The organism is Streptomyces sp. H27-H5, from assembly GCF_026627505.1.
Lineage (GTDB): Bacteria > Actinomycetota > Actinomycetes > Streptomycetales > Streptomycetaceae > Streptomyces.
Map to the genome: position 1 here is coordinate 111008 of NZ_JAPNLK010000015.1, position 14475 is coordinate 125482.

General features: G+C 71.6%; 12 protein-coding genes. 1 reads left to right on the plus strand and 11 read right to left on the minus strand.

Annotated features, from left to right (window positions below; all coding sequences use genetic code 11):
• Positions 1 to 361 precede the first annotated feature (361 nt).
• A complete protein-coding gene (locus tag OTB19_RS10120) occupies positions 362 to 1858 on the plus strand; it encodes a helix-turn-helix transcriptional regulator (RefSeq protein WP_267797711.1) in 1497 nt (498 codons plus the stop codon).
• A 93-nt stretch (positions 1859 to 1951) separates the two neighbouring features.
• Here the strand turns inward: OTB19_RS10120 and OTB19_RS10125 are convergent, their stop codons facing one another.
• The 11 genes from OTB19_RS10125 to OTB19_RS10175 are packed head-to-tail and all read right to left on the minus strand — an operon-like array spanning position 1952 to position 14013.
• On the minus strand, positions 1952 to 3514 hold the full coding sequence (locus OTB19_RS10125) for an MmgE/PrpD family protein (RefSeq protein ID WP_267797712.1): 1563 nt from the start codon (positions 3512 to 3514) through the stop codon (positions 1952 to 1954).
• Positions 3511 to 4086, minus strand: coding sequence for a flavin reductase family protein (locus OTB19_RS10130; protein WP_267797713.1), 576 nt, complete (start codon positions 4084 to 4086; stop codon positions 3511 to 3513). Before OTB19_RS10130 ends, OTB19_RS10125 begins: the two co-directional genes overlap by 4 nt.
• 3 nt (positions 4087 to 4089) lie before the next feature.
• Positions 4090 to 5034: a diacylglycerol/lipid kinase family protein gene (locus OTB19_RS10135; RefSeq protein ID WP_267797714.1), complete on the minus strand. Its 945-nt coding sequence runs from the start codon at positions 5032 to 5034 to the stop codon at positions 4090 to 4092.
• A gap of 56 nt (positions 5035 to 5090) precedes the next feature.
• A complete protein-coding gene (locus OTB19_RS10140) occupies positions 5091 to 6464 on the minus strand; it encodes a cytochrome P450 (protein ID WP_267797715.1) in 1374 nt (457 codons plus the stop codon).
• Complete coding sequence (locus OTB19_RS10145) at positions 6461 to 7819, minus strand: NAD(P)/FAD-dependent oxidoreductase (protein ID WP_267797716.1); 1359 nt, start codon at positions 7817 to 7819, stop codon at positions 6461 to 6463. Before OTB19_RS10145 ends, OTB19_RS10140 begins: the two co-directional genes overlap by 4 nt.
• Entirely contained in the window at positions 7816 to 8979 is a 1164-nt protein-coding gene (locus OTB19_RS10150) for a flavin-containing monooxygenase (RefSeq protein ID WP_267797717.1), read from the minus strand. Before OTB19_RS10150 ends, OTB19_RS10145 begins: the two co-directional genes overlap by 4 nt.
• 18 nt (positions 8980 to 8997) lie before the next feature.
• Complete coding sequence (locus OTB19_RS10155) at positions 8998 to 9474, minus strand: hypothetical protein (protein WP_267797718.1); 477 nt, start codon at positions 9472 to 9474, stop codon at positions 8998 to 9000.
• A gap of 14 nt (positions 9475 to 9488) precedes the next feature.
• A complete protein-coding gene (locus OTB19_RS10160; RefSeq protein ID WP_267797719.1) occupies positions 9489 to 10007 on the minus strand; it encodes a type II toxin-antitoxin system RatA family toxin in 519 nt (172 codons plus the stop codon).
• Entirely contained in the window at positions 10000 to 11313 is a 1314-nt protein-coding gene (locus OTB19_RS10165) for an aspartate aminotransferase family protein (RefSeq protein ID WP_420716819.1), read from the minus strand. Before OTB19_RS10165 ends, OTB19_RS10160 begins: the two co-directional genes overlap by 8 nt.
• An 8-nt stretch (positions 11314 to 11321) precedes the next feature.
• Positions 11322 to 12458 carry an acyl-CoA dehydrogenase family protein gene (locus OTB19_RS10170; protein WP_267797720.1) on the minus strand — a complete coding sequence of 379 codons (1137 nt, stop codon included), beginning with the start codon at positions 12456 to 12458 and terminating at the stop codon, positions 11322 to 11324.
• Entirely contained in the window at positions 12445 to 14013 is a 1569-nt protein-coding gene (locus tag OTB19_RS10175; RefSeq protein ID WP_267797721.1) for an aldehyde dehydrogenase family protein, read from the minus strand. Before OTB19_RS10175 ends, OTB19_RS10170 begins: the two co-directional genes overlap by 14 nt.
• Between the last annotated feature and the right edge of the window lie 462 nt (positions 14014 to 14475).

Below are 14475 nucleotides of genomic sequence, written 5' to 3' on the forward strand. Positions count from 1 at the left end.
CGCGTTCGCCCGCGAGGAACGGCAGAAAACCGAAGGAATCAGGCCAATCTCTGACAACCGAAATGAACGGGACCCCGAGCATCAAGTCGGGCTCGAAAATTGGCCATTCTCATTCGTAGAGAATTCGTACGAGGATCCGGGTGACTTGTGGGTAGGTCTAGCAATTGAACACCCGCGCGATTTAGGGTTGCCCGGGCAATGCGGCAATGGGTCGATGTTTGGACAGGAGGAACGGGTCGTGTGATAAAGGGGCCGGTCCGGCCTTGAAGCTCAACCGGGGGGAACGATGGACAGGTCGCAGGGCGGCGCGGAGCGGAAGGTGCAGAATTCATCGAATTCAGAATCCGCCGCCCCGACATCCATGAGCGATATTCTTTACCTCATCAATTCCTATTGCTCCGGATCATTGCCCATCGATATCCTCCGGACGCTCGACGACGCACGGATCGCATTCGTTCGGGGTGACATCGGCGACGCGCTGGCCGCCGTCGACCGGACCCTCGACGAGTTGGACGGGTCGATGCCCGGGTACCGGGACGTGATCGCGCTCCGGCTGTTCATGGGGTCCGTGATCGGCGCGGACTCGAAGCGATGGATGGCCGAGACGGCCGGTGAGAGCGTTTCCGGGTCGGACGCGCTCACCGTGGCCGCCCTGTGCGTCGAATCGGACGAGCACTGGCATTCCGGGAGCCTGCTCCAAGGGCTGTCCCTGAACCGGGCCGCGGTCGAGCATTCCCACGACGTGGCCCCGGTGTGGCGCGTCTACGCCTACCTGCTCTTCGCCAAGAAGCTCAGCGACATCCACATCTCCCTCCAGGCGCACCGTGTCGTGCGCGACCTGGACAACCTCATCGACACCACCGGACTCCACGTGCTCGGGTCCCTGCCCGAGGCCCTGCGCTCGGTCCTGCACCTCCAGGCCGGCCGGTTCGAGCAGGCGATCGAGTCGGCCTCGTCCGCCGTGCGCGTCAGCGACGAACACCACTCGGCCGTCGGCGTGAAGCTCGCCCTCTCCGTCGCGGCGACCGCCCACCTGGCACGCGGCGACTGGGACCGGGCCGTGACATCCCTGGAGTCCTTCCACACGAAGGTCGACCACTATGCCCTGCCCGACTCCGTCGCGCGCGCCGCGTTCGCGGAAACGGCCCTGATCGCCGCGCAGGAGGGGCCGCACGCGGCCGCCGAGCAGATACGTGCCAAGTGGCACCTGCTCAACACCGGTTCGGCGAGCCTCATCGAGGACCCCGCGCGACCGGCGTGGCTGATCGCGGTCGCACGGCGGGCCGGGGACACCGCCCTCGCCGAACGCTGCCTGCGGGCCATCGAACGGCTGGCGAACGACAACCGCGGGTTCACCCTGCTGGAGAGCGCCGCGCAGAGCGCCCGCGCCGCGGCGGCGGGCGAGAAGCCCGAACTGACCTCGCTCCTGGACTTCGGCGCGGACCGGCCGCCCGTCGTCGCGGCCCCCCACCATCCCTCACCGCAGCCGGCCCCCGACCCGGAGTCGCTCGGCGCGTCCCCGGCACGTACCCGGCGGCGGCTCGACCCCGAGTCGGCCGCCCGCCCGACCGCCGGCCGCGACGACCAACCCCGTACCGCCGAAGCGGTGGCGCGGGCCGGAGCCGCCGACCCCGCGCCCCCCGAGCCGAGGCCGATCGCCTCGCTGAGCCTGCGGGAGAGCGAGATCGCCCGGTTCGTCGGCCGCGGCATGACGAACCAGCAGGTCGCGAAGCAGCTCGACCTCTCCCCGCACACCGTGAACTTCCACCTGCGCAACATCTTCCGCAAGCTCTCGATCTCGACACGCGTCAAACTCGGCCCGATCGTCGCGCAGTTCGACCGACCACCGGACTCCTGACCGGCGGACACCCGAACAACCCGGGTGCCCGACGACAGGACCCGCGACCCCCGGACTCCCGACCCCCGGCGTCCCCCGATCGCCTGGGCGCCGTCAGTTCGGTTCGACGCCCGCCGAGACGTCCACCGCCCGGTTCAGGGCCCGCGCCGTCCCGGCCGGATCGAGCAGGTCGACGTCCTCCAGCTCGCGCAGCACGTCGTCCGGGCCGCCGACGGCCCGGAACTTCTCGCGGACGAGGGACCGATGGTCCCGGCGCGTCGCCGGGCCCGCCGAACCGATGAACGCCTCGCACTCCTCGGTCACGACGCTGCCGTCGACCAGTTCGACGGCGACCCTGGCGCCGATGGCCATCGTCGCGTTCTCCAGCGTCTCCTCCGGAGCACCCAGCCCGGCCAGGATGCGAGGGACGTCCGCACCGCCCCACGTATGCAGTTCGGGCCAGTCCAGCGCGCGGTCGCCCGCCTGCCGCAGGGCCTCGCCGAGCGGGGACGTCGCCCGCACCATCCGTTCCGACAACACCATGTCGTGCTCGACCGTCACCTTGTCCGCCAGGGACCAGCGGGCCGCCTCGCCGATCGCCTCGGGGGTCAGGTCCCGCACCCCGAAGGTTCCGGTCGAGAGCAGCGTGGCGACGCCGTACCCGATGGACAGGGTCGCGGCGGACACGCTGGTGTCGGGGCCGTGCAGGTCCCGGGCGACCTTCCGTTCCATCTGCCAGGTGAGCAGCGAGCCGTGGACGAGGACACGCCGCACACGGGACGCGTCGACCGCGCCGAGCCGCCGGTGGAGGCGTTCGGCGCAGTCGAAGGCGGCGTGCAGGTAGGCGCTGCCCGGGAAACGCTTGTACGTGAGGGTGTCCGTGTGCCAGCGCCGCCCCAGCCCCTCGATCACCGCGTCCGGCAGGGGCACGGCCGACAGGTGCGCCAACAGCCCCTCGGGGTGTTCGAGGATCGCGTCGGGCCCGGCCAGCCCGTGGGCCGCCGCGTCACACGCGTCGAGCGCCAGGCGGATCGGCGCCGCCGCGCCGAGCGCCTTGACGTCGCTGGTGACGACCCCGTGGTGGAGGGGAACGGCCAGAATCCCGAACGCCATGCCCAGCCCCGCCGTCCACTCCCGCTCCGACGCGCGCCGGGCGTGGAGCCGGGCCGCCGCCGCGCTCGCCAGGTGGCAGTGCGTGTTCGTCTGGCCGCGGAAGAAGGGGCTGAGGATCGTGGCGGCCGAGACGCGCGCCGCGCACTCGTTCGCGACGACGATCGTGGTCAGCAGCGACCTCCCGTCGAGGCCGCCCCGTACCGCCTCCGCGATCGCGACGTTCACCGCGCCGGCGGACACGTGCCCCGAGTAGGCCACCTCGTCGAAGTCGAGTGCCGTCGCCAGGGCCGCCAGGACGTAGGCGGACCGCCCGGCGTCGGGCTGGAGCGGGGCACCGAACGCGTCGACGATCCTCCCGCCGACCGGGTGCCCCAACGAACCGCGCACGGCCGCCAGGTTCGAGACGAGCTGACTGCGCGCCGCCGCCAGGGTGCGCTCCGGGATGTCCTCGTACCTCACCGTCCGGGCCCAGGCGGCCAGTCTGGTGGTCAGGCTCGCCCCCGGATCCTCGTCGGGCGCGGCCGGCGCGGCCGGCGCGGCCGTGACGGGCGTGGTCGACGTCATGTGCGGGTACCCCCGTCGTACGGCGGCGCGCCCCCCGTGCCGCTCGTGGATCCGGCCCGTTCCTCCAGCGCGCGGTAGGCGCGCTCGTGCCACAACAGCGGTCGTCCGTCGCCGACGCGCACGGCGGTCAGCCGTCCGTACACGACGACGTGGTCGCCGACCTCGTCGAGCGAGTACACGTCGCACCAGCCGATCGTCAGCGTCCCCGCGATCGACGGGGCGCCGCGTATCAGCCGCACCTCGTGGCCCAGGTCCTCGAACCGCGAACTGTCGCTCGGCGGCCGGCTGAACCGGTCCGCCAGGTACGGCTGGTCCTCCGACAGCAGATGGACGGCGAACCGGCCGGCGTGCCGGATCGCGGCCACCGTGCGCGAACCCCCGGAGACGCAGCACAGCACGATGGGCGGCTCCATCGACACGCTCGTCAGGGTGCTCACGGTCGTCCCCGACCACCCGGAGTCGCCGCACGCGGTCACGACGGCGACGCCGGCCGTCAGCTTGCGGAAGTACGCGCGGCACGACGCGTCGCTCGGCGCCACCTCCGCCGTTCGCAGGGAACCGACTCCCACCACCGGTCAGCCCTCCTTGAACCACGGCGGCGCGTCCGCCGCCGTCAGCACGGTCAGCGCATCGGGCACGACGTGGATGTCGTAGGAGGGCGTGTTCCGCGGCATGACCTCGCCGTCGTGTTCGAACAGCACCGCCCGTCCGCCGGTGTCCGCGACGGTGATCCGCTCCCCGCGGCCCCACAGGATGCCGGGGACGTCGTACACGTCGCCGAGGACGGCGGCCTGCGCGAAGGCCGCCATGTCCACCGCCGAGGTCACCACCGTGACGTCGAGCAGCCCGTCGTCGACGATCGACGCCGGGACCAGGTTCAACAGCCCCCCGCGGTAACGGAATCCGCCGACGATCGTTTCGACGACGCCGCCCTCGTGGAGCACCTCCCCGTCGACGGTCACCCGCCCCGGGTACGGCTCGTGGTCCTCCATCGCGGCCAGCGCGGCCGCCATCAACAGGTCCCGGCCCTTCTCCGGCCGGTTCCGCGCCGCCAGCAACGTCGCGGCGAACAGCCCGCTGCCGGAGCCGAGGACCACCACGTGGTCGTTCTGCTCGATCCGGGCCAGGTCGATCGTCCGCACGGCCGCCCCGCCGCGCAGCGCGAGCGCGGCCACCTTCTCCCACGGTTCGTCGTTCCACAGACCGCGGTACACCGAGTTCCCGGTGCCGCCCGGCGCGACCAGCAGCGGCGGGACCGTGCCGGCGCCCGCCTCACCGGCACGGAAGAGGCCGGTGGCCACCTCGCAGACCGTGCCGTCACCCCCCACGCTGACGATCAGGTCGGGCGGCTCCGCCGCGCCCGCCAGCTTGTACGCGATGTCGCGGGCGTCGCCCGGGCCGGTCGTCCGTACCGTGTGCACCTCGGCTGCCCCGACCGCCTCCAGGGCGGCCACCATCCCGTCCCCGTCGCCACCCGCCGCCGGATTGACCACCACGGCGACCCGCAGACCTCGTGTCATGCTCCCACCTCTCCTGATACTGCTTCTCGACACGCCGTTCCCGACCGGTGACGGCGCTACGGACGGAGCCTGCGCACGACGCTGACCCGCGCCCCCCGCTTGGGGATCATGGTGATGTGGTTCATGGCGCTGCCCTCGTCCCCGGGATCGACGGCCCGCAGTTCCACGGCCCGCAGCATCCCCGCCATCACCGTCTCGACCTCCACCTGGGCGAACATGGCGCCGATGCACCGGCGCACACCGCCCCCGAACGGGATCCAGGCGTTCTGCGGCGGCGAGCCCTCCAGCCACCGCTCCGGGCGGAACCGCCTCGCGTCTGCGCCCCACAACCGGGGATCGCACTGCACGGCCCCGACGGACGGCAGCACCGCGACGCCCGCCGGAAGGCGGTAACCCCCCAGCTCGATCGGCTCGGTGAGCCGCCGGGCCACGTTGTGGATCACCGGCCGGACCCGCAGCGCCTCCTTGAAGACCGCGGTCCGGTACGCGTCCTTGGGATCGTCGAGCCCCTCGCGGACCCGCGCCAGGACGTCGGGGTGGCGCAGCAGCCGCTCGAAGAGCCAGGCGAGCGCGACCGCCGTCGTCTCGTGCCCCGCCACGAGCAGCGTCATCACCTCGTCGCGCACGACCTCGTCGTCGGGCTCGCTCTCCACCAGCATCGACAGGACGTCCGTGCGCCCGGGCCGCTCGGGGTCGCGCCTCCGCCGGGCGATCTCCGCGTAGATCAGCGCGTCGGCGCGTTCGAGGTTGCGCACGACGTTGCGCCACGGCCAGACCTTGCCGAGCTCGGGGCGGATCCACACCAGGATGTCCGACAGGCCGATGTCCGACACCCGGCGCAGGGCCGCGCTCAGCTCCGCCGCCCGCCGCAGGTCGTCGACGCCGAACACCACTCGGACCATGATCTCCAGGGTGAGCGCGTAGGCCCGGTCCAGGAACCGGACCGGCTCCCCGATCGGCCAACTGCGCGCCTCCTGCTCGGCCATCTCCCGCATCGTCGTCGTCAGCGCGGCGATGCGGTCGTGGTGGAACGGGGGCATCATCCGCTTGCGCGCCGGCTTGTGGTCGGGGGCGTCCAGCGTCAGCAGCGAGTGGCGGCCGACGATCGGTACGAGGAGCGAGTTCCCCTCGCCCGCGTGGAAGACCTCCGGCGCGCCCCGGAACACCTCCTTGATGTGGTCGGGGTTGCGCAGGATGACGAACGGGCCGCCCGGCACCACCCGCAGGGTCACGATGTCCCCGTACCGGTCGTGCATCAGCGGCAGGTAGTGCTGGCGCCCCCGCCGGAACCTGATCGTCTGCCGCAGCACCGACTCCGACGGCCCCGGAGGCATCCGGTCCATCGACTCGGTGATCGACACGTTGCTGATCGACGCCGACGTCATCAACCGCTCGTTGGCGCTCGCGTTGTCGCGCCCGACCCTGCTCATGTGCTCTCCGTCCGTCGTGCGTGGCTGCTCCGCCCGGCCGGCGCGGCGCTCGGGCCGGGACCCGGCGCCGACGACCGTCCGGCCTCGGCGCCCAGATGGGCCAGGTAGCGGTCGAGCACCCGGTCCGCGAGGCGCCCCCGGGGCACCCACGGGCCCTTCGACCGCACCCACGGCAGGGCGAACGGCAGGTCGTCCCCGGCGCCCTCGACGATCCGGCGCGCCAGTTGGGCGCCGTTGTACGCCGAGACCGCGAGCCCGTGCCCGTTGCACCCCCCGGCGTGGAGCAGGCCCGGATCGTCGCGATGCCGGCCCACGATCGGGAGCCCGTCGCGCGTCATGGCGATCGGACCCGCCCAGGAGGACTCGATCTCCACGTCGGCGAGCGTCGGGGACAGGGACCGTACGGCCGCCCGCAGCCGGCCCGGCGCGGGCGCCACGGAACCGAAGGGCCCCCGCCGCACCGCACCGCCGCCGACCACCAGTCGCCCGTCGAGCGTGAGGCGGAAGTACGGCGACAGCTCCCCGTGCTCGATCAGGGGCTCGGTGTGCAACCCGTCCAACGCGGAGAGGGCCTCCGGCGGGAGCTTGCGCGTCACCCCGGCCTGCACCCGCAGCCCCACCACCCCCGCCGGCGCGCCGGGCGCCGCGCCGTACGCGTTGACCGCCGTCACGACGTGATCGGCGACGATCTCGCCGTCGTCGGTGGCGAGCGTGGTCAGCAGCCCCCGCCGCACGGCGCGCACCGGACTGCGTTCGAAGACCGTCAGGCCGCGCTGCTCACCGATCCGGGCGAGCTGCCCCGTCAGCGCGGCCGGATCCAGCGTCGCGGCCTCGCCGTAGCGCAGTCCGCCGAGATGGCGGGCCGCGACGGCCGGCAGCTCGTCCCGCTCTACCAGCGCGACGGGCAGCCCCAGCGCCCCGGCGGCATCGGCCTCCCGCCACTGCTCCTCGGCGGCCTTCTCGTCGCGGGCGACGACGAGTTGGCTCCCCGGGGTCAGATCGCACGCGATCTCGTGGCGCCGCACCAGGTCCAGGACGTGCCGGACCGCCGCGATCGACCACAGGTGCGCGGCGCGCGCCACGTCGTCGCCGTACCGCCGGCGGGCCACCCTCAGCGGCGGCCCCACCCGGGGGCCGAGCAGCCCGGTGCCCCGCCCGCTCGCCCCGGCCGCCACGTGGTCGGCCTCCACCACCACGACCCGCAGGTCGGGGTCGAGTTCGAGCAGTTCGACCGCGGTGGACAGCCCGGTCAGCCCCGCGCCGACGACGGCGACGTCGCAGCGCCGGCGGCCGTGCAGGCGGGGGCGCGGGGCCGTGTCCTCGCCGCTCGCCCAGGGGGTCCCGGAGCCGTTCACCGGAGCCTCCCGCGCACGCCGGCGAGGGAGAACCGGCGGCCACCGGTGACGGCGCGGGCGATGGCCCGGGCGTCGACCGCCATGTCGGGCAGCTGGCCGGGCGGCAGCCGGTAGCCCTGGAAGTACATTCCGGGGGCGTGCGGCGCGGTCCGGCCGCCGTGCACGACGGGACGTCCGCCCGGCTGCGCCAGGACGCCGAGGTGCCCCAGGAAGCGTTCCATGTCGGGCCGTTGCCCCGTCGAGGCGATCACGACGTCCGGCTTGATGCTCGCGCCGCCTTCGAGGAGCACGGCCTTCTTGTCGAACCCGGTGACCCCGGTGACGACCTCGATCGACCCGTCCCGTACGGCGGGTATCAACCCGCGGTCGATGGCCCCGTACGAGTGCCCGATCCGGGCCACGCCCGCCATCGTGCCCTCCTTGGGGGCGGCCAGACCGTACTCCGACAGGTCGCCCCACTGCATCTTGTGCATCAGCAGACTGGCCCGGTTGACCAGCGCGTGCGGCAGCGGGCCGTGCTTGATGGCCTGGCACAGCAACGACGTGGTCGGGCTGAGTTTGAACAGCACCGGCATGTTGCGGATCGACATCCGCACCCGGGACGCGCCGGCGTTCGCCACGGCCACGGCGATGTCGATCCCCGTCGGGCCGCAACCGACCACCAGGACGTCCTTGCCGACGAAGGAATCCGGCACCGTGTACGACCGGGCGTGCAGGAACTCACCCTCGAACTCGTCCAGTCCGGGCCAGTCCGGCACGAAGGGCTTGCGGTGCAGACCCGTCGCGACGACGACGTTGCGCGTGTGCAGGTCCCCGCCCGACGTCCGGACCACCCAGCGGCCCGCCTCCCGGTCGACGCGGTGCACCTCCGTCTCGTAGCGCACGTCGGGGTCGAGGACCTCGACGTACTTCTTCATGTAGGCGAGGAAGTCGTTGCGCATCGGCCACGGGCCGAACTCCGCGGAGAGCCGCATGCCGGGCAGCGAACTCAGCCGGCGCCACGAGTTCATCCGAAGCGACGGGTAGTAGGCGTGCCAACTGGAGCAGGGGATCTTCTCCCGGTCGATGAGCAGGGGATCGAGACCGGCCTCCTTCAGCGTCCAGGCCACCGCGAGGCCGCCCGGCCCCGCGCCGATGATGATCGGGCGTTCACTGCTCACGGACATGTGTTCCTCACCTCAGACCCGTTCGGGCGTCGAATGGTGCGCGGTGTGCTGCGCGACGACGCGCTCCTCGAACTCCACGAACGCGGGGACCGCCACCGGCTCGAACCGCACGTGGAAGGACTTCAGGAAGTTGCCGAAGAGCGCGCGATCGCCGCACAGGTGGATCGGCACGGCGAGGAAGGCCCACTCGAAGCCCGCGACCGCCGCCCAGACGCCGAGGACGACGGCGTGCGTGACGAAGCTGTGCATCGTGTTGTAGAGGACGTAGTAGACCTTCGGGATCCGACCGTTCTCGGCGCGCCGGAACGCGATCGCCCCCGGGATGTAGCCGATCAGGTCGATGTAGACGAACAGCAGCACCGCGACCCACCAGCGCACTTCCGACAGGTGCAGCAGGAAGAGCACCGCGCTCACGACGAGCGCGACGGCGTACTCCGCCCGCAGCAGTCGGAAGGTCACCCGGCTCTCGAACCGGTTCACGTGATCCATCGCCGGCCCCCGGACTACGCCGACAACGCGGTGTCGGGCTCGCGCCGGGCGCCCAGCCGCGCGGTCACCGCCATGGCCGTCGCCGGATCGCCGACGACGTGCGCCTCCCCGAGCAGCCGGTGCACGATGGTGGCGATGGCCTCCTTGAGCACCTTCGTCGCGATGGGCTCCAGCACGCCGGCCAGGCTGGGGATGCCGAAGTCGAAGGTGGCCTCGAACGTCACCTCGCAGCCACCCGCGATGGGTTCCACCCGCCAGGACCCGCGGAAGACGTCGAAGTCCCCGGCGGTCTGCTCGAAGACGATCCGACGCAGGTCGGGCTGGAGGTAGTCCACCTCGGACCAGCGCAGCGGACCGTTGCGGAAGAGGATGTCCCACTCGCTGACGAGCGGCTCGTCGCCCTTGTTCCCGTGGACGACGACGGAGCGCACCTCGTCCACGAACTCCGGGTACTTCTCGAAGTCGGTGATGCGCCGGTACGCGAGGTCCGCGTCCGCGGTGAACGACTGCAACTTCAATTCCAGGCTACGCATGGGCCGGCACCTCGTACTCGGGGTTCCGCTCGGCGACCGACCTGGCCGCCCGCTCGAACCGGTCGAAAAGAAAGGCCACGTCGGAATCGGTCATCGTCGCGGGAGGCGTGAGCCGCACGACGTGATCCGAGTTGAGCGAGAGGTTCGCGATGACGTCGTGGGTGACGAGCGCCATGAACAGGTCCGCCGCCATGGCCGGGTCCGCGAACTCGATCCCGATCAGCAGACCCGCGCCGCGCACCTCGTACGGGTGGTGCGGCAGGTACGTGGCGATGATCCGCTCCAGCTCCGGCGTGAGCAGGGCGCCGAGCGCCGCGGCCCGCTCCACCAGCCCGTCCTCCCGGATCGCCAGGATCGCGCCGCACACGGCGGCCATCGCGATCGGCGCCGCCGAGAACGTCGAGGTGTGCAGGATCGGGTCGCGGTCCAGGACGGAGAAGGTCTCCTCCGTCGCGATGGTCGCCGCCACCGGGATCACCGCACCGCCCAGCGCCTTGCCCGAGAGCAGGATGTCGGGGCTGACGCCCTCGGCGTCGCACCCCCACCACGCGCCGAGCCGGCCGAGACCCGACTGCACCTCGTCGACGACGAGCAGCGCGCCGTACCGGGTGCACACCTCGCGCACGGCCCGGAGGTAGCCCGGTGCCGGGATCACCACCCCGGCCTCGCCCTGGACCGGTTCGACGATCACGCAGGCCTCGCCCGGATGCCGGCTCAGCGTCCGCGTCAGCGCCTCGACGTCGCCGAACGGTACGTGTTCCACGTCCGGCAGCAGCGGCCGGAACGGCTTCTGGAACGTCTCCCGCGCGGTCACCGAGAGGGCGCCCATCGTCTTGCCGTGGTAGCCGCCCGTCATCGACACCAGCCGCCGGCGGCCGTTGAGCCGGGCGAGCTTGATGGCCGCCTCGACGGCCTCCGTCCCGGATCCCGAGAAGTGCACGCGGTCCAGGCCCGGCGGGGTCACCGACGTCAGGAGGTCGGCCGCCCGCGCGGCCGCCGGGTCGAGGAAGATCCGCGTGCCGATCGGATGCGTCCGCAGCTGGCGCTCGACCTCGCGCACCACGGTGGGGTGGCGGGCGCCGGTGATGAAGACCCCGTACCCCCCGACGTTCAGGATCCGCTGCCCCCGGCTCGTGGTGATCCACGCGCCGGACGACTCCACCTCCACCTGGCCGCCCAGCACGTCGGCCAGGCGGGCGCGGCCCGAGCTCATCGTGCGCCGGTACGCCGACGCCACCCACGCGTCGTCCGTGACCGTCCCGTCGGCCGTCACCTGTGCGTTGTCCGTGCCTGTTCTGTCGGGCATCTGGTACCTCACTCGAACCTGAGTACGTCGCCGGCGAAATTCGCGGCCAGCGCCCGGCTGGTGCCGGCCTTGGACGGCGGATGGAAGCTCACGCAGTGACAGGCCGCGGCGAGGTACGCCACGTCGGGCGAGGAGATGAACGCCATGCCGCCCAGGGCCTCGACCGCCCGCTTCGCGGTGTCGACGATCGCCTCCTGGGCGCCGTACCGGGCGATCATCGCCTTGGTGAGGGCGGCGTTGTCGCCCTCCTTCGCGACCAACTGCCGGGCGATCCCCTCCAGCAGTTGAGCCGCGCTCTCGACGCGCACGCCCAGGTCCGTCACCTGCTCCGCGCTGAGCTTCCGGCTCGCGAACGCCCGCTCGACCAGGGCGCTGGCCATGCCCAGGTAGCAGGAGGTGATCAGCATCTCGAACCACATGAACCCGACGGTCTGCAACTCGTCGAGCTCGCCCTGCTCACCGATGTCGGTGGGCACGAGCAGCCGGTCGTCGACGAAGACGTCCGTCAGGCGGACCTCGTCGCTCTCCGCCCCCGCCAGCACGTTGCTGGCCCAGAACGGATGGACGGACACACCGGGCGTGTCCGCCGGCACGAGCATCAGCACCGTCTCGGATCCGCCGTCCTCCGCCGGCACCGAGACGCTGGCCGACAGTAGGTCCATGGAACGCGAGATGCTGCACGGACGCTTCGACCCGTTGACGACGATCCCGCCGTCCTTGCGCACCCCGCCGACCGTGGGCGACAGGATCCCCTGACCGGGGTTGCCCTCGGCGAACCCCGAGGACACCAGCAGGTTCTGCGTGGCGATGCCCTCCAGCAGCGCCCACTCCACACCGCTGGACCGCAGGCTCTCGGCGAGCGTGAAGATGGTCGCCACCGAGAAGTGGTGCATCGTCGAGGCCACGGCCAGCGACGGCGCGGCCGCCCCGATCGCGCGGGTGACCTGGATCGCCTCCAGCGGTGTGGCGCCCGAACCCGAGTAGCTCTTCGGGATCACCAGCGCCGGACCGCCGCTCGCCCGGAACAGCTCCAGGCCGCGGTTGCCGGGCTTCTCCAGCTCGGCGAGGGGGATCTCCGACAGCTTGCCCAGGAGACCCGGCAGGTACTTCTCACAGACCTCGCGGGCCTCGTCAAGCGTGCGCATCGCGCTCCTTCTCCTCGGACGGTCGCGCGGAATCGGTCGCGACGATGGACACCCCTTGGAGGTGCGTGGTCCGCAACACGGGGTAGTTGGCCTCGCCGAAGGCCCCGCCCGTCAACCCGGTGCCGCCGTGCGAGGGCAGCGGTGCGGTGAAGGCGATGTGCGAGTCGTTGACCTTGAGCAGACCGCCCTTGACCGTCTCGGACACGAACCGGTCGATCACCGACTCGTCCCGCGCCCACAGCGAGTTCCGCAGCCCGTACAGGTTCGTGTTCACGAACTCGACGAAGCCGTCGAACAGGGTGTCGTCGTCGGCGTGTTCGGGGACGACGATCGGCAGCAACGGGAAGAACGTCTCGTGCTTGACCACGTCCGCCTCGCGTGCCCCGCGCAGACCGTCGACCCGGAGCACCGTCGGTTCGAGGAAGAACCCGGAACTGTCCCGGGTCCCGTCGATCTGCATGCCGTGGCCGCCGGTGACGACGGTCGCACCGTGCTCGACGGCGTCGGCCAGGAACTGGTTGAACTTGTCGTGGCGCAGCACGGGGGAGAGCAGCACGCCCTCCTCGTCCGGATAGCCGGGACGCAGCGCTTTCGCCCGCTCCACGACGCGGGCGATCAGGTCGTCCGCCACGTCCGGGTGGACGACCGCCTGGTTGGGGATCATGCAGAGCTGGCCGGAACCGTAGAAGCTCTCGACGAGCGCGTCGGCGGCCCGGTCGAGGTCCGCGTCCTTCCAGACCAGGACCACGTCGTTGCCGGCCAGTTCGAGGATCGGCTTCTTGCCGGCCTCGATGCACCGGCCCTCCAGCTTGAGGCCGCTGGGGACGTCACCGAAGTACATGATGTCGTCCACGTGCGGGCTGTTGATCCAGGCGTCCAGCATCGGCCCGGGATGCCCGCACACGATGTTGAGGAGCCCCGGCGGGGCGCCGATCTCGTCCAGGATCGGCGCGATCAGGTGCCGCAGCGCGTACGTCACGCCGAACGGCGCGGTGCGGGGGGCGCGTACGACGGCCGCGTTGCCCCCGGGAATGCACATGGTGCCCAGGAGCGCGCTGACCAGCGGCGCGTTGGCGGGCGGCGTGATGCACACGACGCCGTCGGCCTGCCGGCGGACGATGTTGCGACGCCCGTCCACGGCGAACTCCTGCCACAGTTGCCCGCGCAGGTACTGCGTCGTCTCCTTCCGGGTCAGCTCGCGCATCCCGGAGATCTCCCACTTGGCGAGCTCCAGCGGATGACCCTCCAGGGTCAGCAGCCGGACCAGCTCGTCGCCGTGTTCGTCGATGGTGGCGCGCAGCAGCTCCATCCAGCCGTCGAACCGCGTCGCGAGCGGTACCGAACGCCAGATCCGGGTCGCCTCGGCCGCGGCGGCCAGCGCGTCCAGGGACGTCTCCTTGTCGGCGACCGCGACCCGGCCGGCGATCACGCCCTCCGGTACTTCGTCGGGCGAGATCCTGCCCGACTCGAGTTTTCGCTTCAGGCTCAGGCTCGCGAACGAATCGTCCAGGACGGCACGTGTGGAGAGCACGTACACCCACTGGCCGCTCTCCACGTCCTTTCCGCGTACGTAACTGCTCAGAGAAGGTATGGGTCGGGAATCGACGTTCGCTGTCAAAGTGACCTCTGCAATCTGGATTCCGATGACAACTCGGTGGCGGTGGGCCGCCTGCGTCAGTGGTGCGTCATCGCAGTATCGACGGCCGCTCTGAAACGCCCCTGACGTCTCCCGGGACGTGACGTCGGACGGGCGTCAGCCTGGATCCACCGCGTAGTGGTCGGGCTGTGGATGGAGAAATCAGAAGAGGTGCCCGCTGACCTGGGATGATGGGAGTTTCTACGCTTCCATCAGACCCGAGCAAGAGGGCACCTCGTAAGTGAAATCGTCCCACAGTCCGGCAGCGGCCTTCGCCGCGTTCGACGAGCCGAATCTGATCGCGCATGCCGGGCTGGTCCCGGTGATCCGGCTGGCCGAGCGGTGCGGTCTGCCGGCCCTGGTCGCCGAGAAGGTCCGCCT